Source organism: Paenibacillus baimaensis, from assembly GCF_025567575.1.
This window is the reverse complement of sequence record NZ_JAOQIO010000110.1, coordinates 143,048-162,967: the sequence shown is the minus strand read 5'-3', so window position 1 is coordinate 162,967 and position 19,920 is coordinate 143,048. Positions and strand designations below refer to the sequence as shown.

General features: G+C 46.8%; 20 protein-coding genes. 14 read left to right on the top strand and 6 right to left on the bottom strand.

All coding sequences use genetic code 11. The features are described 5' to 3' along the window. The first annotated feature begins 14 nt into the window (after positions 1–14). Together OB236_RS32660 and OB236_RS32655 are read left to right on the top strand one after the other, a co-directional pair. Positions 15–950: a DMT family transporter gene (locus tag OB236_RS32660; RefSeq protein WP_262687806.1), complete on the top strand. Its 936-nt coding sequence runs from the start codon at positions 15–17 to the stop codon at positions 948–950. Positions 951–1,024: 74 nt separating this feature from the next. Then, entirely contained in the window at positions 1,025–2,917 is a 1,893-nt protein-coding gene (locus OB236_RS32655) for an S-layer homology domain-containing protein (protein ID WP_262687758.1), read from the top strand. A gap of 111 nt (positions 2,918–3,028) precedes the next feature. On the opposite strand, the gene OB236_RS32650 is transcribed toward OB236_RS32655, so the two are convergent. Next, positions 3,029–3,472 (bottom strand): general stress protein, encoded by a 444-nt coding sequence (locus OB236_RS32650; protein WP_262687757.1) that lies wholly within the window; start codon positions 3,470–3,472, stop codon positions 3,029–3,031. A gap of 223 nt (positions 3,473–3,695) precedes the next feature. Here OB236_RS32650 and OB236_RS32645 point away from each other — a divergent pair, with 223 nt between their 5' ends. From OB236_RS32645 to OB236_RS32620, 6 genes are all read left to right on the top strand, one after another. Next, positions 3,696–4,835, top strand: coding sequence for a PP2C family protein-serine/threonine phosphatase (locus OB236_RS32645; protein WP_262687755.1), 1,140 nt, complete (start codon positions 3,696–3,698; stop codon positions 4,833–4,835). Further along, positions 4,808–8,575, top strand: a complete 3,768-nt coding sequence (locus tag OB236_RS32640; RefSeq protein WP_317259403.1) for a response regulator — start codon at positions 4,808–4,810, stop codon at positions 8,573–8,575. Before OB236_RS32645 ends, OB236_RS32640 begins: the two co-directional genes overlap by 28 nt. Positions 8,576–8,629: 54 nt before the next feature. Next, the gene (locus tag OB236_RS32635; RefSeq protein WP_262687753.1) at positions 8,630–9,502 is read left to right on the top strand and encodes a CheR family methyltransferase; all 873 of its coding nucleotides are present in this window, start codon (positions 8,630–8,632) and stop codon (positions 9,500–9,502) included. Beyond that, entirely contained in the window at positions 9,487–10,725 is a 1,239-nt protein-coding gene (locus OB236_RS32630) for an ATP-binding protein (RefSeq protein WP_262687752.1), read from the top strand. The genes OB236_RS32635 and OB236_RS32630 overlap by 16 nt, the downstream gene beginning before the upstream one ends. A gap of 169 nt (positions 10,726–10,894) precedes the next feature. Further along, complete coding sequence (locus OB236_RS32625) at positions 10,895–12,076, top strand: glucose-1-phosphate adenylyltransferase (RefSeq protein WP_262687750.1); 1,182 nt, start codon at positions 10,895–10,897, stop codon at positions 12,074–12,076. Positions 12,077–12,303: 227 nt separating this feature from the next. Then, positions 12,304–12,891: a hypothetical protein gene (locus tag OB236_RS32620; RefSeq protein ID WP_262687748.1), complete on the top strand. Its 588-nt coding sequence runs from the start codon at positions 12,304–12,306 to the stop codon at positions 12,889–12,891. 130 nt (positions 12,892–13,021) lie between these two features. Here the strand turns inward: OB236_RS32620 and OB236_RS32615 are convergent, their stop codons facing one another. Further along, the gene (locus OB236_RS32615; RefSeq protein WP_179097650.1) at positions 13,022–13,177 is read right to left on the bottom strand and encodes a hypothetical protein; all 156 of its coding nucleotides are present in this window, start codon (positions 13,175–13,177) and stop codon (positions 13,022–13,024) included. A 164-nt stretch (positions 13,178–13,341) separates the two neighbouring features. Between OB236_RS32615 and OB236_RS32610 the strand changes: the two genes are divergently transcribed. The 6 genes from OB236_RS32610 (at position 13,342) to OB236_RS32585 (ending at position 16,390) form a co-directional block, all read left to right on the top strand. Further along, a complete protein-coding gene (locus OB236_RS32610) occupies positions 13,342–13,803 on the top strand; it encodes a DUF948 domain-containing protein (RefSeq protein WP_262687747.1) in 462 nt (153 codons plus the stop codon). Positions 13,804–13,895: 92 nt separating this feature from the next. Continuing rightward, complete coding sequence (locus tag OB236_RS32605) at positions 13,896–14,231, top strand: STAS domain-containing protein (RefSeq protein WP_076235709.1); 336 nt, start codon at positions 13,896–13,898, stop codon at positions 14,229–14,231. Positions 14,232–14,250: 19 nt separating this feature from the next. Further along, positions 14,251–14,700: an anti-sigma B factor RsbW gene (gene rsbW, locus OB236_RS32600; RefSeq protein ID WP_076235710.1), complete on the top strand. Its 450-nt coding sequence runs from the start codon at positions 14,251–14,253 to the stop codon at positions 14,698–14,700. Then, a complete protein-coding gene (locus OB236_RS32595) occupies positions 14,697–15,473 on the top strand; it encodes a sigma-70 family RNA polymerase sigma factor (protein WP_076235711.1) in 777 nt (258 codons plus the stop codon). The genes rsbW and OB236_RS32595 overlap by 4 nt, the downstream gene beginning before the upstream one ends. Positions 15,474–15,603: 130 nt before the next feature. Continuing rightward, the gene (locus tag OB236_RS32590; RefSeq protein ID WP_076235712.1) at positions 15,604–15,921 is read left to right on the top strand and encodes a hypothetical protein; all 318 of its coding nucleotides are present in this window, start codon (positions 15,604–15,606) and stop codon (positions 15,919–15,921) included. 175 nt (positions 15,922–16,096) lie between these two features. Next, positions 16,097–16,390 carry a hypothetical protein gene (locus OB236_RS32585; RefSeq protein ID WP_262687746.1) on the top strand — a complete coding sequence of 98 codons (294 nt, stop codon included), beginning with the start codon at positions 16,097–16,099 and terminating at the stop codon, positions 16,388–16,390. A gap of 117 nt (positions 16,391–16,507) precedes the next feature. On the opposite strand, the gene OB236_RS32580 is transcribed toward OB236_RS32585, so the two are convergent. The 4 genes from OB236_RS32580 to OB236_RS32565 form a co-directional block, all read right to left on the bottom strand. Then, positions 16,508–16,966, bottom strand: a complete 459-nt coding sequence (locus OB236_RS32580; RefSeq protein WP_076235713.1) for a YtxH domain-containing protein — start codon at positions 16,964–16,966, stop codon at positions 16,508–16,510. A gap of 32 nt (positions 16,967–16,998) precedes the next feature. After that, a complete protein-coding gene (locus OB236_RS32575; RefSeq protein ID WP_262687745.1) occupies positions 16,999–17,259 on the bottom strand; it encodes a GlsB/YeaQ/YmgE family stress response membrane protein in 261 nt (86 codons plus the stop codon). Between the two features lie 231 nt (positions 17,260–17,490). Next, entirely contained in the window at positions 17,491–19,008 is a 1,518-nt protein-coding gene (locus OB236_RS32570; RefSeq protein WP_262687743.1) for a sulfatase family protein, read from the bottom strand. 28 nt (positions 19,009–19,036) lie between these two features. Then, on the bottom strand, positions 19,037–19,909 hold the full coding sequence (locus OB236_RS32565) for a carbohydrate ABC transporter permease (RefSeq protein ID WP_408638545.1): 873 nt from the start codon (positions 19,907–19,909) through the stop codon (positions 19,037–19,039). Between the last annotated feature and the right edge of the window lie 11 nt (positions 19,910–19,920).

Genomic DNA, 19,920 nt, shown 5'->3' with positions numbered 1-19,920 from the left:
AGAAGAATGGGAAAATGAACAACAAACCGAATCAAATCGCTTATGTAGCCGCGGCTCTTTACGCCTGTATCATAGGCTGCTCGTATTTATTTGTCAAATTGGCACTGGAATCTGCACATCCTGTGGACCTGCTGGCACACCGCTTTACGATATCGTTCGCGGCAGCTTCGATTCTGGTGCTGTTCGGCTGGTTTCGCTTCAACATCAAGCTTAAAGAAGTTATGGCCATTGTACCCTTGGTTGCAATCTATCCGGTACTGTTCTTTACGTTTCAAACTTATGGAATGGTCGATACGTCATCATCCGAGGCGGGAATTATTCAGGCGACCGTCCCTATTTTTACGCTATTAATGGCGATGTATTGGTTAAAGGAACGCCCGGGTATGCGTCAAAAGCTGTCAACCCTGCTATCCGTTGCAGGTGTCGCTTATTTGTTTGTGTCCAAGGGGATTCATTGGCATTCCGGTGGGTTTCAAGGGAACATGCTGATACTAGCCTCCGCGATTTCTTTGGCCGGCTACGGTGTGCTTGCCAGAAAACTGCTGCGAAATATTAGTGCGACGAGCATCACTTATACGATGACAGCTATCGGCTTTGTATTCTTTAATGGTATGAATATTGTACGTCATGTAGAAAACGGGACATTAGGGCAATACTTCGAGCCTTTTACGAATATGTGGTTCGTAGGCTCGATTCTTTATCTGGGTGTGATGGCTTCCTTGGTCTCTTCGTTTCTATCCAATTATGCATTGTCGAAGATGGAGGCTTCCAAGATGAGTGTATTTAACAATGTATCGACGCTGGTTACCGTGACGAGTGGGATTATTTTTTTGCAGGAGCAGCTGACATTGGATACGATGATCGGGGGCGCCGCAATCATTGCCGGCGTTATCGGTACCAATTGGAGACGGGCTGCGAAGCCAGCTGCTACTAACAAGGTTTCTATATAACCTTTTAGTGGTAATAGGAAAGTAGTGGTAATAAATAGGGAAAACCGATTCAGAACCGAAAAGGGGCGGCATGTATGCGAGAGCCGAATCATCTAAAACCTGCTAACCGTCTGGTGAAAACGGAACGCTTACCCATGAATAACAGCTGGAAGGGCGTTATCGGCTTACTGCTGTTAGCGGTTGTGCTCTTACTTATATTTTTGGCGCTCAAAATACCGAACAGGGTACAGGCCGTCGGAATCGGAACGAAGCTTCCAGAGCATCTTAATCTGACCTGGCAGCATGATCCCAAAACTACCCAAAGCTTTACTTGGCGTACGGCACAGGGACGGTTGGGAACCGTTGTCGAATATATGCAAACCTCCGATTATAGCGGCTTTCCTTCCCAAAGCGCTCAACACATTACAGGTACGGAGGTGCCGTTTCCCTCCGACGTGGGTGAAATGCTGATGCATGAGGCTGAGGCTGTTGATTTGCAGCCGGGTGTATCCTATACGTATCGTGTGGGAAGTGGTAAGGATGGGGAGTGGAGCGGTCCCTTTCAATTTGTAACGGCACCTGAGGAGCAGCTGCCATTTACTTTTTTATTTGTGTCTGATACACAGGCTGCGGCCGATCCAACGAGCGTTAGCGGTTATGGTGTTTGGGGCGAAATGCTGAATAAGGCGCTCGATCAACAGCCAGATGCACGTTTCCTGCTGCTTTCCGGTGATATTGTCGATGTTGGTTACTCGCAGGCACATTGGGAACGCTGGTTTGAAGCGGCCAAAGATAAGCTGCCTGGACTCAATATGGTGCCAACGCTTGGCAATCATGATGTGTTGAAAACCGGAACGAAAAATTTCCGTGCCCAGTTTCAGCTACCGCAAAACGGGCCTGCAGGGGAGAAGGAGCTGGCATACTCTTTTGATTACGGTTCTGTGCATTTGGCCGTGCTCAATAGCGAGGGTAGTCTATCGGCGCAGGCTGCCTGGCTTCGCGAGGATATGATGGCTAGTGAACTGCCATGGAAAATCGTTGCGTTCCATCGTTCGCCTTACCAGAGCCATGCCGCACGCGCCAGTCTTGATGTTAAAGATGCGTGGACACCGATCTTTGACGAAGCGGGTGTTGATCTCGTGCTGACAGGCCATGACCATGCCTATATGCGCAGCTGGCCTTTATATAAAGGCCAGAATGTAGCAGAAGGCGAAGGCACTACCTATGTGATTGGAGGTACGGCTGGGCCCAAGTTTTATGATATGGGTGACTACCCATGGATGAAGGTTAAATTTGATGATAATACGCAAATTTTTTCGGCAGTCACGGTGGCCAAAGCAGATTTGACGTTCAAAGTGACAGCACGCGATGGCAGCAGCGTAGACTCGTTCACGATCCATAAGCCTGTTCCGGGACAGCGCTATGCGGATGTGACACCGTCTCACTGGGCCTACACTACGATTGACAACTTAAGTCGTGAGGGCATTGTGAATGGCGTGGAGCCGCTGCGCTTTCGGCCAACCCAGGAAACGACTCGGGCTGAGTTTACCTCGATGCTAGCAAGGGCACTTCATTTGCCGGCTTCTCCTGCAGCTGCGCCCTTCAGCGATGTGTTGGAGAGCGATTGGTTTCAAGCTGTTGTGGCCTCAGCTGTGAAGGCTGGCCTGATACAGGGCAGCGGTTTGAATCATTTTGCACCCAATGAACAGTTAACCCGTCAGGAGCTTGCGGTGCTGCTTGTACGCGCATATGATTCACAAGCACAGTCAGCAGTCCGTAATCGTTCTGGTACAGCTACTCAGCTATTATCATTTGCCGATCAGACCCAAGCGGCGGGCTGGGCTGCATCTTCGATTGAAGCGGCACTTGAGCTTAAGCTGCTGTCAGGGCGTACGGAAAGTCTTTTTGCGCCTGCGGCATTTGCAACTCGTGCCGAAACCGCCCGTGCTTTGGAGAATTTGTTAAGTTTACTCCATCAAGGCAAATAATCATTTAATCTTTAATGCTGCTGCATATCAAAAGCCATCCCTTATCATCGCACATAGGGAATGGCTTTTGATTGTTTACTACTATAAAAGAATGACTAAAATCGTACCCAACTACCAGATTCCTCGTGTTCTCGTACGCTCTGTTGTGTAGATACGCGTACGTTCTGCCACAGCAGTATCCTCTCGCCGCAGGCTTGTCCAATCCGTTTCCAGCCCATCCAGGTCAGCGTCATCATTCCATGCCATCACCATAATTTTACCTTTATCCAGCTCTTGCTCATATCGATCCGCCTCTTCCTTGGATAGTCCAAGGGAGTGCATCTTGACACGCAGCTGGTCACCACGAGAACGGAATAGATTGGTAAACGTATTTGCAAGTCCTTGCTCATGCATACCCGCTTTATTGGTTGACATTAATTTACTAAGACCATCTGTCGTTCCATCATCATGGGCGATTACATAAATTTCCTCCAGTGTGTAGCCTTCCCGTTGAAAGGCGCGAATCTCCATAATCGCCTGCTCCTCGTGCGTCACCAATTTCACCTTGTTATTCATCATATCGCTCCTTTCTTTTCTGCAAAGAAAACGGTTTCATGAAGTCTGTCATTCATTAATTTTTCCAGCGCTTGGATAAAATATAAGATTCATTAACCTTATAAATGGTAATTGAAACAAGCAACGTGATTCAATACACCGACACAAGGTTACATACATAGTAGAACTAAGTTATACTTAAAAGGGAATTAATTACGTAATTCAACTAATAAGGGGACCCACTATGAGCATCGCAATTGTAGACGATAACCCGGTTAACCTAATGGTAATCGAGAAAATATTAAAGAGTGCGGGATACGAGCATTTCATTAAGATGGAGTCGGCAATAGAACTGCTGGCGTTATTGAATGCGGAATCAGATGGCCAGCCCAAGGTTTCTATTGATTTGATATTACTGGATATGATGATGCCCGAAATGGATGGACTTGAGGCCTGCCGGCGCATACAGAAGCAGGAAAGCTTACGGGATATACCGATCATCATTGTTACGGCAGTTGGTGATTCGAACCTGCTTGCTGATGTTCTGGAAGCCGGAGCGATCGATTACATTATGAAGCCTATCAACAAGGTGGAGCTGATTGCACGAATTCGGGTCGCCCTGCGCCTAAAGTTTGAAAAGGACTGGCACAAAGAAAATGAGGCACGTATTCGCAGTGAGCTGGATTTGGCGAAGCAGGTACAGAGCAGCGTTCTGAGTCTGCCGATTCATCGAGATGAGCTGAGCATATCCGCATCGTATCATCCTTCATTTGAGCTGGCTGGGGATCTGTATTCCTGGTATCGGTTGGATGATCATCGCTATGGCATCATATTGCTGGATATGATGGGCCACGGAATTTCCTCTTCACTCGTATGTATGTTTATTTCCTCGGTTATGCAGGACACGATTACCCGCTTTGTAGCTCCTGAGATGGTTATTGCCGAATTAAACCGGTATATGAGTCAGCTGAATAAGAAAAATTCGTCGGTCAGCTATTACTTTACAGCGATTTATTTGGTGATCGATACCCATAACAAAACCATTGAGTATGTGAATGCTGGACACCCCCCTGCCTTGCTGTTTGAACGGGACAAACCTCCTGTTCAGCTCAATAAGGGCAGCTTTGCGGTCGGATTTTTTGAGCAAATGGACATTCAAAAGGGTGTGCTCTCTTACGATAATGAAATCGAACTGTTTCTGTTTACGGACGGGCTGCTGGAGGCGCTGGAAGAAGACGGTCTTGATGAAATTGAGAAGCTGACGGACGGTTTGAAGGCCTGCTCAGGACAAGATTTGGCTTATATTGTAGACAAGCTGCTGCCGCTGGAAATTCGTGATCAGCAGGAGGATGACATTTGTATGGTAATGGTCCACGCGAGATAGCCGATGTGTCGATCAGGTTAGCAGGAAGAAAGGTGAAGCGCATGATGAAAATAAAAACAAAGCTGTTTCTTGGCTTTGGTATATTGATGCTTCTGATGTTTGCTTTGGCGGGAATCGGGATTAACCGGTTAACTACGCTGGATAAGAGCATGAATGAAATATTCAGTAACCGTTATGCGAAGGTGCAAATCGCATCCACGCTGCGTAATGATACGGCTGAGCTTGCTAAGTATTTGGACAATTTGCTTTTGAATGAGGATCAGGGCTCCAACGCCAAAATACTTGAAGCGATTCGTACCTCTACGCAGAAGGTGAACACTTCGATGGAGCAGATCCAGAATTTGTTTAAGGGACCGAACGAACAGCAACTGGCAATGGATATGATGAAGAAAGGCAAGCAGTTCCTGGATTACAAAAATGATACCGTCAATTTAGCCCGAGCCAATAAAAAAGAGCAAGCCAATAGCTTACGATCTGAAGATGGTTTGACCTATCAGCAGGAGTTTCTGGATAGTATCGCGGCAGCGAGTCTGTATCAGAATGATGCCTTGATTCAAGCTATGGAAAGCGCTCAGGAGGAAAGTCGTAAAACCTACATGTACACAGGAATGCTAACGATAGTTAGTTTGCTGTTAAGTGTCGCTATTATGTTCTGGATCGTTCTGGGGATAACCCGTGGCCTTGGCATGCTGTCAGGTATTATTTCTAACTTTGGCAATGGGGGAGGCAGCTCAGGCTCGTATCGGGTAGCGGTAAAAACTACGGACGAGTTCGGAGAAATTGCTCATATTTTCAATACTATCACGGATGATCTGGAAGGTACGACTCACAATGAGCGTACACTGAGCAAGCTTAACGCGGACCGCGCATGGCTTCAAACCAATATCGCTGAGGTGTCTACTCAATTGCAGGATACACAACGCCTGGAGGAGGCATCGGAGAAGTTCATTGATGCTTTATGTCGTATTATTGGAGCTCAGAGCGGGGCAATGTACATTGTGGAGCAGGAGGGCAGTGAGCGCAATATTGTTTTAAAAGGTACGTATGCCATGCCTGAGCACCCTACTGTAAAGCACGTTCAACCTGGACAAGGTTTGATCGGACAAGCGGTTAAGAACGGTCAATCGATAACAATAAGCGATGTGCCCCCGGATTATATTAAAATTTCGTCCGCCTTTGGTACCATTCCTACCGTTTCACTGGCCGTTCGACCGGTTACTCATACCGATCAGGTGATTGCCGTCTATGAAATCGCTGCTGTCAAACCATGGAGCGAGCTTGAACTGCAGCTGCTGGACCATCTGAACGAAATTGCAGCCATTACGATTCATCGAATTAAAGGACAGCTTCGAGTGGAAGAGCTTCTGCGTATTTCACAAATGCTGACCGACGAGCTGCAAAATCAGTCGATGGAGCTACTTACTCAACAGGAGGAGCTGCAAGCTTCCAACTGTAAGCTGGAGCAGCAGACGGAAGCGCTGCAGATGTCCGAAAAGCAGCTGCAGCAGCAGCAGAGAGATCTGGAGCATAGCAATGATGAGCTTCGGAAAAAAACGGGACTGTTGGAGGAACAAATACAGGAAACCGAGGAAATCAACCGCCAGATTGAACACGCCCGAGATACGTTGGAAAAGCAGGCACGAGAGCTGGCATTTGCCTCCAAGTATAAGTCGGAATTTATGGCCAATATGTCACACGAGCTCCGTACGCCGCTGAATAGCTTGCTTATTTTATCTCAGCTGTTAAAAGAGAATAAGGAAGGCAATTTGACCAACAGGCAAGTCGAGTATGCTGAGACCATCCTTTCTTCTGGAACAGACTTGCTAAGGTTGATTGATGATGTACTGGATTTAGCCAAAGTAGAATCAGGACGAATGGATATTCAGTACGATAATATACTCGTATGTGATGTAAAGGAATCATTAATGAAAGCCTTCATGCCCATATCGAGAAAGAAAAATGTGAAATTTCAGTTTGAAGTGGATAAGCACACACCTAAGCATATGTTTACGGACAGTATGCGATTGCTGCAAATTTTGAAAAACCTGCTGTCCAACGCGTTTAAATTTACGAATGAGGGCAGCGTTTCTGTTCATATAGCACCTGTAGAAAAAGATCCTTCGATATTAGCCTTCTCGGTAACCGATACGGGGATTGGCATCCCTTCTGAGAAAAGCCGCATGATCTTTGAAGCCTTTCAGCAGGCGGATGGCACCACAAGTCGGAAGTATGGCGGCACTGGATTGGGCCTCTCGATCAGTAAGCAGCTGGCCAATCTGCTTGGTGGGACAATCGAATTGGATAGTACGGAAGGACAAGGCAGCGTGTTCACCTTGTACGTACCTCATCATGCGATACCAAGCGACGAGATCGGGAATCGGGAAATAGCTGCTGCTGCCGAATTGGAAGCATTTTTTACTGAACCGCGACAAGCGGCTTCTCCTGATCCCGTTATTGCTTTAACCCTGCCTCTGCCTGCTCAAGAGCAGTTGACATCACATAAGGAACAGCTGGCTCAGACAACCGATTCGCTGTTACTGGATGACCGGGACTCCATTGGAGGAGATGACCGTGTATTGCTGCTCGTGGAGGATGACGTCCATTTTGTCAGTATACTGGCTGATATGGCTCGAGAGCGCAGCTTCAAAGTATTGATAGCTCTGGATGGGGAATCCGGACTTCGCTTGGCAAAGCAGTACAAGCCTGATGCGATTCTGCTCGATATCCAGCTGCCTATCATAGACGGCTGGTCGATTCTTGTACAGCTAAAGAACGATACGGAAATGCGTCATATTCCGGTTCATGTGATTTCAGTCGTCGATGAGGTCCAGCAGGGGCTTGCTATGGGGGCGATTGCCTATTTGCAGAAGCCTTCCGGCAAGGATCGTCTGGAGGAAGCTTTTGCCCAGATTGAAGCTTTTCTGGAGAAAGGACCGCGCAAGCTGCTGATTGTCAGCAAGGATTCCGTTCAACGGCATAATATGATGGAACTTATCGGTCACGATGACGTACATATTGTGGCAGCAGACGGGGGTCAGGAGGCTTGGCAATGTCTGCAGCGGGAGTCTTTTGATTGCATGGTTATTGATATGGGTCCTGACGATTTAAAAGAATTTGAGCTGCTCGATCAAATTAAATCGGCCGCTGAGCTGCGTGGACTACCTATTGTGATTTATACACACCAGGTATGGGAGCAAAAGGAGAAGCTAAGGTTGAAAAAATACGCGGAATCGATCATCATAAAAGATGTGAGGTCGCCTGAACGATTATTGGATGAAACCTCGCTTTTCTTACATCGGGTTGAGGATAATCTTCCTGAGGAGAAAAGGCAGATTCTGCGCAAGCTGCACAGCAAGGAAGAGATGTTTACAGGCAAAAAAGTGCTGCTGGTTGATGATGATATCCGCAATGTGTTTGCACTCTCCAATTTGCTGGAGGGCTTTGACATGATCGTTAATTTTGCGGAAACCGGTAAGCAAGCTCTGGATCGGCTGCGTACAGATTCGGATTATGACATCGTACTGATGGATATTATGATGCCGGAAATGGACGGTTATGAGGCGATGCGCCAAATTCGTAAACAGCCGGGCTTTGAACAGCTGCCAATCATTGCTTTGACGGCAAAAGCGATGAAGGATGATCGTGAAAAATGTATTCAGGCCGGTGCCTCCGATTATATTACGAAACCGATTCATACGGAGCAGTTGCTCTCGTTAATTCGTGTTTGGTTATGCCAATAAGATCAATTAGCAGTTCACCATAGAAGAACGTACAGAGGAAAGGGGACAATGCCATTGGACAAACCAAAACAGCCATCTGGAGTACTGGAGCAGCTGCGCGGGTTTTCGGATGAGGAACGGGAGAAGGTAGAAATACAGCTGCTGCTCGAAGGCATGTTTCGATTATACGGCTACGATTTTCGCAATTACTCCTATCCTTCGCTTCGACGCCGAATATGGAACCGAGTCTATGCGGAACGTCTGCAGTCAGTATCCGAGCTTCAGGCCAAGGTACTCCATGATCATGAAAGTATGAAAAGATTAGTATCGGAGTTAGTCATCCATGTAACGGAAATGTTTCGCGATCCCCGTATGTTTGCTTATTTTCGAAAGCATATCGTTCCGATTCTGCGCAATCTGCCATCAATACGCATCTGGCACGCCGGTTGTTCTTCGGGAGAAGAGGTGTATTCCATGGCGATCCTCTTACATGAAGAAGGGTTATACGATCGTACGACCCTATATGCAACCGATATGAGCGAGGATGTATTGGAATATGCGCAAGCGGGGACGTACCCCCTCAATAAAATGAGGGAGTATACGAAGAACTATATTATAGCTGGTGGCAAAAATGAGTTTTCCAAATATTACTCAACCAGCGACAATGCTGCAACCTTTCATTCCGTACTCAGCAATAATATCGTATTTGCCCAGCATAATCTCGTAACTGACCGTTCATTTAATGAATTCCACGTCATTCTTTGCCGTAACGTCATGATCTATTTTAATGCTGACCTGCAGACAAGGGTTCATGAGCTTATTTACGAAAGCTTGTGTAAGTCGGGATTTCTTGTACTGGGTGACAAAGAGACGATTACCTTTACCAAATATTCAGATTGTTATGAGCTGGTGAACCCGCAGGAAAAGCTGTATTGCAAACGGAAATGAACGGACAGCAGACTCAAAAGAATGGAGCAGCGACTATGATAGAGCCGATTCGTATTTTGCTGGTAGACGACCAGACGGAAAATTTACTGGCTTTGGAAGCGGTGCTGGGAGACCAGCAATATCTTTTGGTCAAAGCGAACTCGGGGGAGGCGGCGCTTCGTTGTCTGCTTTCCGATGACTTTGCTGTCATCGTTCTGGATGTGCAAATGCCGGGAATGGACGGGTTTGAAACCGCGCAATGGATTAAATCCCGCGAAAGGACCAAGGATATTCCGATCATCTTTGTAACAGCCGCTTACGGAGAGCGTGACCAGTCCTTCACCGCCTATTCGGTGGGAGCGATTGACTACATGGTAAAGCCCGTGATTCCTCACGTGCTGAGGTCTAAAATCGCTGGCTTTGTCCATATTTATTTGACCCAGCTGAAGCTGCAGCAGCAGACAGCGCTCTTAAATGAGCGCAATGAGGAGTTGGAGCTTGCCAAAGAAGCCGCGGAGCAGGCCGTGCGGGCTAAATCTGAATTCCTGGCTGTGATGAGCCATGAAATACGGACTCCCTTGAATGGTGTTTTGGCGATGGCCGATCTGTTAATGGATACAGAGCTAAGTACAGAGCAGTTGGAGCTTGCTGAGACGATCCGTAAGAGCGGTGCCTCCCTGCTGGCTATTCTCAATGATATATTGGATCTCTCGAAGATTGAATCCGGCAAGATGGAAAAAAGTGAGGAGCTGTTCCATCTCCGTTCGAGCTTACAGGAAGTGTTTGATTTATTTCAGCTGGATGGACGTAAAAAGTCTTTTGACATGGCATTTGAAGTGGATCCTCAGCTGCCGGAGTATCTCATTGGTGACGAAGCCAGACTAAAACAAATATTAATGAATTTAATCGGGAATGCTGTGAAGTTTACCAAAGAGGGCGGTGTATATCTGAGTGTGGCCGTGCTCAAAACTTATGATGAGGAAATCGAACTGGAATTTTGCGTAAGGGATACAGGTGTCGGCATACCCGAAGGAAAAAGAAATGAGCTGTTTCGTCCATTTTCACAGCTTGACTCCTCGACGACGAGAAAGTATGGAGGAACCGGGCTTGGATTAGCCATTTGCAAAAACCTGGCCGAATTGCTAGGTGGAACGATTCGCCTGGATCCGGACTACACTAATGGTGCATTATTCATATTTACGGTACGTGCCAAGGTAGGCGGAGTGGACAATTTAACTGGATAAGCAAAATAAGGAAGCAGCAGCTTGGCCATTATGGCAGGGCTGCTTTTTTTTGCTTCTGAACCCAATGTTTCAATGATTTCCTCATCGTTTAATAGAGATTAGGAGATCATAAGGGGAAAGATGAAACTAATGAAGGGTCTGGTGATAAGGAATGGGCAAGAGGGAATGTGTGGCAATGTTACTTTCCGGAGGGGAGGGACGCAGACTCGGTGTCTTGACACATCACAAAGCGAAACCTGCTGTTCATTTTGGCGGGGCTGCGCGAATGATTGATTATGCATTAAGCAACTGCAGAAATTCGGGCATCCAGCACATCGGTGTTGTGACACAATACCGGCCTGAGGCCTTGCACCAACATATTGGTGAGGGCACACCTTGGCTTCAGGACACAGAGCAGGGAGAAGTGGCTATTCTATGCTCAACTCAGGAGCATGTAGGTAAGGATGGATTTACAGGAACTGCTGATGCCGTTTACCAGAATTGGCACTTTATCGAACGCCATCAACCTGAATACGTCATTGTATTATCTGGAGATCATATATATCAAATGGATTACAGTAAGCTCATCAAGCAGCATCGGGACACGAAGGCTATGGCTACGATTGCGGTTACAGCTGTTCCTTGGGCTGAAGCCAGCCGCTTCGGAATTATGAACACGAATGAGTATGGACGCATTACCGAATTCTCGGAAAAACCGGACAAGCCTGTAAGCAATCTGGCATCAATGGGTATTTATGTGTTCGATACGGCTTTCTTGCAGCAATACTTGAAGCAGGATGCAAGGATCAGCTTATCCAGTCATGACTTTGGCAAGGATGTTATCCCCGCTATGCTCAAGAGTGGAGCCAGGATGAATGCTTTTGCCTATGACGGGTATTGGAAAGATGTAGGGACCTTGGACAGTCTGTGGGAGGCGCATATGGATTTATTGGGTGATAACCCTAAGTTTGCAATTCATTCGCAAGCTTGGCCTTTGCATACGGTTGTACGTGGAGAGCCTCGACTCTTTAAGGAGACCACAGGTATGATTCGTCACTCGTTGGTGTATGATAGTTGCAGTATCCAAGGAATGGTTGAGCGCTCCGTAGTATCGGCAGGAGCCAAGATTGGTCAAGGTAGCCGGATTTATGACAGTGTGATTATGCCGGGTGCTGTGATTGGTCAAGGCGTAACGCTGCACAAAGCAATTATTGGTGAAAATGCAATTATTCATGATGGCGTCAGCCTCGGAATTCCTAATAGCAATGGTGTTTCTGTCATAGGTGACAAGGAAATTATTCATGTTAAAGGTGAAAAACTGCCTAAAGTATATATTCCAGCCAATAAACTGCTTGTAGAAATGATTGGCTAAGCTTCTCTCATGCACGAATCGGGTAATAGTTGCGTAAACCATATAGATGAGTAAAATCCCGCGGATGCTGTTAAACCTTAACTTGCTATAGTTGACTAGCTTTGCAAACCCCAGAAGATAATCTGAAGCCAGCAATACTCAAGCGAAGATGGCTCATGAAGGAGTTTCAACAAAAGATGTTTATGAAGCCGGTGTTGCTTGGTAAAAACTCTTAGGAGGAGAAGCTCATGAATAAGCTGCTTGGAGTGGGTTTACCATTAGCCATGCTGGTAACGGGTGGTTTATGGACGCAATATCAGGAATACGAACATCCTGTGCTAACCACAAGCGTGTCTGCAGTAGCCGAGAATATCGCGGCCACAGACATCACCACAGCCACTTATAAGACTCCTGAGGTTACGGCTGCAGGTACTTCGGCTTCCGAAACACCTTCATCTCTTCTGCGGTTTGGCTCAGTCAACGGGATTGCTTTATCTGATGATTTAAAAACGATTGTTGAGCTTAAAGGAGAACCTCTAAGCATGATTCAGGATGAAATCATAAAATCGTCGCGTACTTACCTTTTCAAGGACTGTGAAATTAATATCGTGGACGGCGCAGTTCAAAGCGTTACCGTCGGTGCAGCAGTCGGAAAGGTTGAGATCGATGGGATCAGCTTTCCTTTTGATAAGCTTAAGGATAGACTTGGGATGCCTTACTTCATTAGTGAGGATGGGATCGTTTATAAAAAAGGCAATATGGCCTTCAAAATCTTCATGGATCCTCATGATAATCACATCAAATCCGTTAGCTATTTTCATGCAGGGAATCAGTAGGAGTATCTAATGCATATGCATGATGATCGGCTTCATTAAAAAGACGTTAGCAGATGGGGATTATGGTAACTAATCCCCATCTGCTAACGTCTTTTCTTTACCTTTGTTCTGCGATGCTTGCTGCCATCACTTAATGAAAAGCCGGGAATACGTACTTGACGATAAAGTATAGAAAGCCGAAGAAAATAATGATGTAAGCCGCATACTTGATAAAGGTAGAAGCGACCTGTCCTTTGTCCAGACGTGTTTCCGATGTATTGACCTTCTCGGTTTTGAACTCATCCATAGTAGATCTCTCCTTTTAGTTTAGGCTATTGTGATACCTGCTTATGACTTCCATTACCCTTGTAAAATACGGTTGAATCAATGGTTCAAATAACGGCCCTAGGGGTAATGAGTAACATAACTGAAGCAGGTAAACTCAGGGGTATATATGGAGGAGGATATCGTATGAATAGTATGATTATTGAAATTAGTGTTGCAGCGGTAGCTTTGGCATTTGTAGTGTTGGTTGTGTTTTTGATCACAACTTTAAGGTCGATGTCCGCTCTATTGGTCCAAACCAATACAACGATCCACGATCTGCAGAATCATGTTGTGGGTGTTACTAAAGAAGCATCTGATGTGCTTCGTCATACCAATGCTGTCACGGTGGATGTGCTAAATAAACTGCATAGCTTGGAGCCTACTTTTCATTCGGTGAAGCAGGTTGGTGAAGCGGTGGATGAAATTACAACCTCGGTGAAAAATGCATCGGTATCTGTTGCGAGGACCATTAAGGAGAAGGTGGCTAGTGAGGCATATTCCCCAACTACCAGTAAGATTGCGAAAGCAATCAACACAATTCCACTTGTGCTTGATATCTGGCACCAGATCAAACATAGAAGGCAAGAAGCAGCAGTAGCAAAATAATTCGTAATTGCTGTTTCGAAGTCTTTGGGTTAGGGTAAAGATAAGATATATTGTACACCCTTATAAGGTGATTTGAAGGAGGAACTACTTGAATGAATCGTCAACATGTATTTGAGATAGAGAAAGAGGCTACAGCGGACAGCTGGCTGCTGTATTTAAAGGGAGAATTGGATTTGTCCAAGGCTGCAGAGCTACGGGCTGCCGCTGACCCTTATGTAGCAGATACAGGACGCAAGCTTATCCTTAATCTAAAGGACCTTCAGTATATCGATAGTACGGGAATTGGTGTGATTTTATCCTTGTTAAAAGCCAGACACGTGTTGAAAGCACCTATTGAAGTGGTGGAGATTCCGCTCAAGGTTCAGCGTTTATTCGATATGACCGGCTTGACATCTTTTATCCAACAATCCTCGAATAATACGAATTAGAAAGGAAAGAAGCGACGATATGAATGGGAACAATCGAATGGTCTGTATGACTCTGCCTGCGGATGCGGAATTTATTGATGTGGTAAGGTTGACGTTGTATGGCCTATGCAGTAAGGTTGGTTTTTCTTATGAGGAAATTGAAGACATGAAGGTTGCTGTTGCCGAAGCATGCAACAATGCAGTTGTACATGCCTATGAGCCTGGGCGCACAGGAACTATGGATGTGAAATTTGAGCTGCTTGAGACAGGTATCCGGATCTCTGTGAAGGACGAGGGAGCCAGCTTTAATTATGCAGAAAAGGTAGAGCAAGCGCAGTCCCTACATGAGCAAACGTTGGATGAAGCCAATATCGGTGGTTTGGGTATTTATCTCATGCAGGCTTTGATGGATGAAGTCGAAGTGAAAAGCAATGGAGGCACAGAGGTCATTTTGACAAAATGGCTGAGTAAAAGTGAGGAACTTGTATGAAATTAAATTCTGAGAGACCGGCATTCAATACCCATGAGCTGATCACACAGTATCAGGAAACGGGAAGTAATGAAGTCGCAACAACGCTACTGCTAAAGTATGAATCCCTTGTAAAAATGGCAGCAGGTAAAATGTCGCGCAATCGTCCGGACCTCTTCGAAGATTTATATCAAGTGGGACAAATGTCGATGCTTCGACTTTTTAAGCAATTCGATGTTGCGCAAGGCGTGCAGTTCGAGCCTTATATGATGAAAAGTGTCATTGGGCATATGAAAAATTACTTGCGGGACAAATCCTGGTATGTTCAGGTGCCAAGGCGGGTAAAGGAAAAGGGCGGTCGGATTCAGGAAGCGATAGATCGCCTGACAGTGATCCTGGAGCGTTCACCGAATGTAGAAGAGATCGCGGCTGACGTGGAATTAACCGTTGAAGAAACGATAGAAATTTTGGCAGGAAGAGAGTATTACCACTATGTCTCTCTGGATACACCTCTTTCCACGGAAGAAAATGGGGCTACCATCGGTGATCTGTTGGGTACCGACAAAGACGATTTTCAACAGCTGGAGAGGCGGCTTGATATCGAGGAAGCTATGCGTCAATTGAAGCCTGAGGAGCAGCAGGTGCTTCATCTTGCTTATGTGGAGGGCCAGTCGCAAAGAATGATCGCTCAAGAGCTGGAGGTTTCACAGATGAGCGTTTCACGAATCCAGAAGCGAGCCTTGGATAAGCTGAAAACATTTTTTGCAGAATCCAGAGGTAGCCATGATGTATAGAACTCATAGATTATTCCTGTAAAACGCGTCCTCTGGAGAGGGCGCGTTTTTAAATTGATTCAGGGTAACGCCCAGCGGGTAATAAGTAGTAAGAACTCCAGTAGTACAACTCGAAAAGGCGGTGGATGTTATGACGATAAAACACAGTATTACCTGTGAGGGCAGCGATGTATTGGTGCATGAGACAGATTCAAACTCCTATCAGGTAAGTATTCAATCTAAATCAAATCCGTTAGGAAAAGGCAATGTGTTGGAAACGTTCACTCGGTTGGAGGAAGCTATCGTTGCGGCGGAACACTTTTGCAAGCTGCACGCTGCCGCTAAAGAGAAGGGCTACTATCTGGAAAATGGGCATTTTGTTAAACCAGACCGACCCAAGCTCCATGTAGGCCAGCTGCTTAATGAAAGAAAAGAGCCGGAGCAATTTTTGCAGTTATTGGAAAAGTAAGCACCCGACAAGGGTTTGTAAGCGAATATAAGAGATGGCAGCGGGGAGTATCCTGCTACCATCTCTTTTGTATATATAGAAGGGAAAGGTAGCGGGAACCTCATAGTAGGAGCATCTGCCATGAACTAAGTATCTGGTACGATGTAAAACATCGTACCACAAGCATCTTTCATGCATGACCAGCTGGAGGGTGCGCCAGTGTCACTACATAGGAAAAGTAATAAATCTGTACCTGGAATACTACAAGGTAGGTGACAGAGCTGATATCGGCTCTTCCAGATCGGCTCTGAAAGAAGGGAATAGCCCCAAGCTCAGAGTAGAACAAGAGAGGGAATGGGTGTGGGGTGGAGGAGCGCTAGCGTCCGCCTTTGAAGCTCGTGTTCCAACCGCTGCAAGCTTTCCATTCAGGGAACACGAGCTTCAACAGCGGCCGGAGTCCCATACCCATTCTCTCCGCACACTCGAATGATGGGTTTAGACAAATGTTTTAAGGCTTGGAATACAGCAAAAGAACGATTCCCTATCATGCGGGGAACCGTTCTAGTGTTTGCTATGATGCCGATGCGGTGTACGTATCAGCATTCAATTAGTTTTTGCTGCCAACAGCATCTAACTTTTTGGTTTCATGTAACGCCTGATTGGTAGCATTAGCTGCCGTATCTGTTGCCCTATGTGTGGAATCAGCAGCCTGATCCGTCACTCGATGAATCGTATTCGCGGCTTGATCCGTCGTTGTATGAACGGCCTGAGCAATGGATTCAGTAGCATTGCGAGCAGATTGAGCTGCACTGTCAGCAGCACTCTTGGCTTTGTCCAACAGCTCAGAGCCATGCTCCGAAACTAGCTGAATGGCGTCTGCTGTAGTGGTTTTGGCTTGCTCCACCCATTCCGAGCTTTTGGATTGAAGAGTTTGAACTGTTTCTTTAATATCTTCTCTAAGCTCACGACCTGATTTCGGTGCCAATAATAAAGCGACTACTGCACCTACGGCGCCACCAATAATTGTTGCTGTGATTACGTTGCTACGATTCGATACTGTACTCATGATTATCCACTCCCATTTGTTTTTTTGTGTAATTAATAGGATCTGCTGTTCATCGTTCTTGACAATAAAGTCAACAGGAAGACGAACAATGCAGCCCCAATAATTGCAGGTACTACGGCAAAGCCTCCGATAACAGGACCCCATGCTCCCAGCAGCCAGCTACCGAGCCACGCTCCTACAAATCCGGCAATCATTGAGCCGAGGATGCCGCCCGGCATTCCGCCCGGTGCTATTGCGGAACCAATAGCTCCAATAACGATTGCCATGATAATAGTAATGACGATTCCAATCATGTCACCACGCTCCTTTCGGATAAGGTTTCCTTCCATGTTGTCTATTACCCTGCTGCATGAGACCCGAAACAGGACAAAAAGAGACCCGCTAGCAACGGGCCGCGGGTCTTAAGTCAAACTATATTTTAAAAAGGGGGTCATGGATTAGTATAGCCTAACTACATGAAGAGAAGATGAATACTTTATTTCAGTTAGATGACAAAATGATAACGAATAATATCTGCATAAGCCTCAACCGTTCACGTCCAGCGCCTCAAATCCGTGACTATCATAAAACACGGGTCCTCTCGACCAGGTGCAAGCCAAATGCATCAGTAGCTCCCCGGTCATTTGTTCCCGACGTCTTGCATGAGTTTCATCGGTATACAGATTGGTCCACTCATTAGGGTCTTCAGCAAGATGGTAAAGCTCACCTTGAAATTCGTCAACTCTGCCTACGGCATCGTTCAGAGTACCATTCATGTAAAGGATAAGCTTCCAGTCCTTCTTGCGCCACATCAAGCCTGGAGTGGAATGGCGTGCGGATGCCGTTTTGCTATGCAACTCGCAAAAGGTTCCTTTACGCTGCAAGCTGTCGAATAAATCCAGGCCCGGCAGAAGTGGATTGCGAGGCAATCCCGCTACTTCGCTTAAGGTCGGCACCAAATCAATCAGTTCAGCCGGACGTTCATCTACCGTTCCCTGTCGGGCTTCAGGTACATATGTACCTGAAAGGATCATGGGCACACGAACGCTGCTGTCATACAGGCAGTATTTGCTGAACCGATAACGGCGCTCCCCCAGCATCTCCCCATGATCCGAGACGAATACGATGAGCGCGTTGTCCAGAATGCCTTGCTGTTCCAGACCATCAAGCACACGTCCAAAATAATGGTCAAGCCAGGAGCAGTTTGCCCAATAGCGCAGGGTCGTACGCTTGCGCTCTTCTGGCGTGAGCGTCTCCCAGACAGCTCTGCGCTTGGAATAATTGCTCTCAGAGCTGGCTTCATCTTCGGAAGCAAGATGGGTGTCGGTTTCATACATCCATGGCGGCTGGGCGATATCGGGAATGTCGTGCAACTGGTACAGGTCCTCGAACTCTTTGGGGACGTTAAACCCCGCGTGAGGCTTTAGAAAGGACAAGTACAAGAACAAAGGTTTGGTCTGATCAATCCCATCCTCAATGTAGCGCAGGCATTGCTCGGCAACCCAGCCGTCCCGATGATGCTCCATCGGTATTTGGCTTGTAGCTCCAATGTAGCCCAATGCATTCTCCTCGCCGCTGCCGTAGTGTTTCGTTTCTTCGTGATAGGCCTGTAATCCATCAGGCTCCAGATCACCCATCATGGCTGCGTCCTGTTCATAATGTCCGCTGTTCCTTGCAAGGCCCACAGCCCGTACATCAAAACCGCGGGTTGGCGGAAGCGGGTTATGCAGTCCATGATTCCAGTGTGTCTTTCCAAATCCGGCTGTATGGTAGCCTGCACGACGCATCAGCTCCGGCAAAGGTTCGGAGGGCAGCTTCTGTTCCTCATATAAGCCACCATGGTTCGTACGTACGCCGAGCTGCGATGGGTAGAAGCCAAACATCATCGAGCTTCGGCTCGGTACGCACATGGGAGCCTGGCAAACGGCCTGATTGTAGGTAATTCCACGCTCTGCCAATTTGTCCAGATTGGGTGTTTGAATATGCTCGTTAAATTGCCCCAGACAGTCCCATCGCTGCTGGTCTGTCATTAGAAAAATAATGTTTGGTTTGGTTGGTACCATGACCGAAGACCTCCGATACATTGAATTGTTATCCTTTTACTGAGCCTACCATAGCTCCTTTGGCAAAATGTTTTTGCAAAAATGGATACACGATCAGAATGGGTACTGTTGCAATAATAACAGCAGCCATTTTGAGCATTTCCGATGGAGGAGCCTGCTGAGTAACATCGTAGGCTTCCAGATCCGTGTTGGATGCACTCAGCAGCATATTTTGCAGCAGAACCTGAATGGGCCATTTGGCAGAATCGTTGATATACAATAGTGCCTGAAAAAACTGATTCCAATACCCAACCGCATAAAATAAGCCGAAAGCGGCCATAGCAGGCAGCGATAAGGGAAGAATGATCCGAACCCACGTCTGGATATCGTTGCTTCCGTCAATCGACGCGGATTCATCCAGCTCGGCAGGGATGCTTGCAAAAAAGCCTTTCATCAAAAGAACATTCCACCCGCTGGCTAGTGCAGGAATAATGAGGGACCAGAGGCTGCCGATCAATCCGATCTGTCTGACCAGTATATAATGTGGAATGATACCCGGGCTGAACAGGATCGTCAGCAGCACCATCATCAGCACTATACGCCGCCCGCTCATCCTGTGGCGGGATAAGGCATAGGCGAGAGAAGAGGTTAGCAACAAGCTGCAGGCGGTTCCTACGGTTGCCAGAAAGGTGCTGTTGCCCATTGAACGAAGGAACGCTTTTGTGGAGAGCAGATACTCATAAGAGGCAAGGCTCCAATGGTTTGGGAATAACGTCCACTTATCGAGCATGTACTCCGTTGGGTCCGTTAGCGATACAATCAGCACGTAATAGAACGGGAAGACGGTGACCAGTCCCAGCAGCCCGAGTAAGGATATATTTAACGTTTGGAAGATCAGGCTGCCAGCATTGTGGGGTTTCATTTGCATTTCCT

What these genes read in the sequence shown, in the direction of transcription:
- OB236_RS32660 (WP_262687806.1), top strand. Translation starts at nt 15, where the DNA reads ATGAACAACAAACCGAATCAAATCGCTTATGTAGCCGCGGCTCTTTAC.
- OB236_RS32655 (WP_262687758.1), top strand. Translation starts at nt 1,025, where the DNA reads ATGCGAGAGCCGAATCATCTAAAACCTGCTAACCGTCTGGTGAAAACG.
- OB236_RS32650 (WP_262687757.1), bottom strand. Translation starts at nt 3,472, where the DNA reads ATGAATAACAAGGTGAAATTGGTGACGCACGAGGAGCAGGCGATTATG.
- OB236_RS32645 (WP_262687755.1), top strand. Translation starts at nt 3,696, where the DNA reads ATGAGCATCGCAATTGTAGACGATAACCCGGTTAACCTAATGGTAATC.
- OB236_RS32620 (WP_262687748.1), top strand. Translation starts at nt 12,304, where the DNA reads ATGAATAAGCTGCTTGGAGTGGGTTTACCATTAGCCATGCTGGTAACG.
- OB236_RS32615 (WP_179097650.1), bottom strand. Translation starts at nt 13,177, where the DNA reads ATGGATGAGTTCAAAACCGAGAAGGTCAATACATCGGAAACACGTCTG.
- OB236_RS32610 (WP_262687747.1), top strand. Translation starts at nt 13,342, where the DNA reads ATGAATAGTATGATTATTGAAATTAGTGTTGCAGCGGTAGCTTTGGCA.
- OB236_RS32605 (WP_076235709.1), top strand. Translation starts at nt 13,896, where the DNA reads ATGAATCGTCAACATGTATTTGAGATAGAGAAAGAGGCTACAGCGGAC.
- rsbW (WP_076235710.1), top strand. Translation starts at nt 14,251, where the DNA reads ATGAATGGGAACAATCGAATGGTCTGTATGACTCTGCCTGCGGATGCG.
- OB236_RS32595 (WP_076235711.1), top strand. Translation starts at nt 14,697, where the DNA reads ATGAAATTAAATTCTGAGAGACCGGCATTCAATACCCATGAGCTGATC.
- OB236_RS32590 (WP_076235712.1), top strand. Translation starts at nt 15,604, where the DNA reads ATGACGATAAAACACAGTATTACCTGTGAGGGCAGCGATGTATTGGTG.
- OB236_RS32585 (WP_262687746.1), top strand. Translation starts at nt 16,097, where the DNA reads ATGACCAGCTGGAGGGTGCGCCAGTGTCACTACATAGGAAAAGTAATA.
- OB236_RS32580 (WP_076235713.1), bottom strand. Translation starts at nt 16,966, where the DNA reads ATGAGTACAGTATCGAATCGTAGCAACGTAATCACAGCAACAATTATT.
- OB236_RS32575 (WP_262687745.1), bottom strand. Translation starts at nt 17,259, where the DNA reads ATGATTGGAATCGTCATTACTATTATCATGGCAATCGTTATTGGAGCT.
- OB236_RS32570 (WP_262687743.1), bottom strand. Translation starts at nt 19,008, where the DNA reads ATGGTACCAACCAAACCAAACATTATTTTTCTAATGACAGACCAGCAG.
- OB236_RS32565 (WP_408638545.1), bottom strand. Translation starts at nt 19,909, where the DNA reads ATGAAACCCCACAATGCTGGCAGCCTGATCTTCCAAACGTTAAATATA.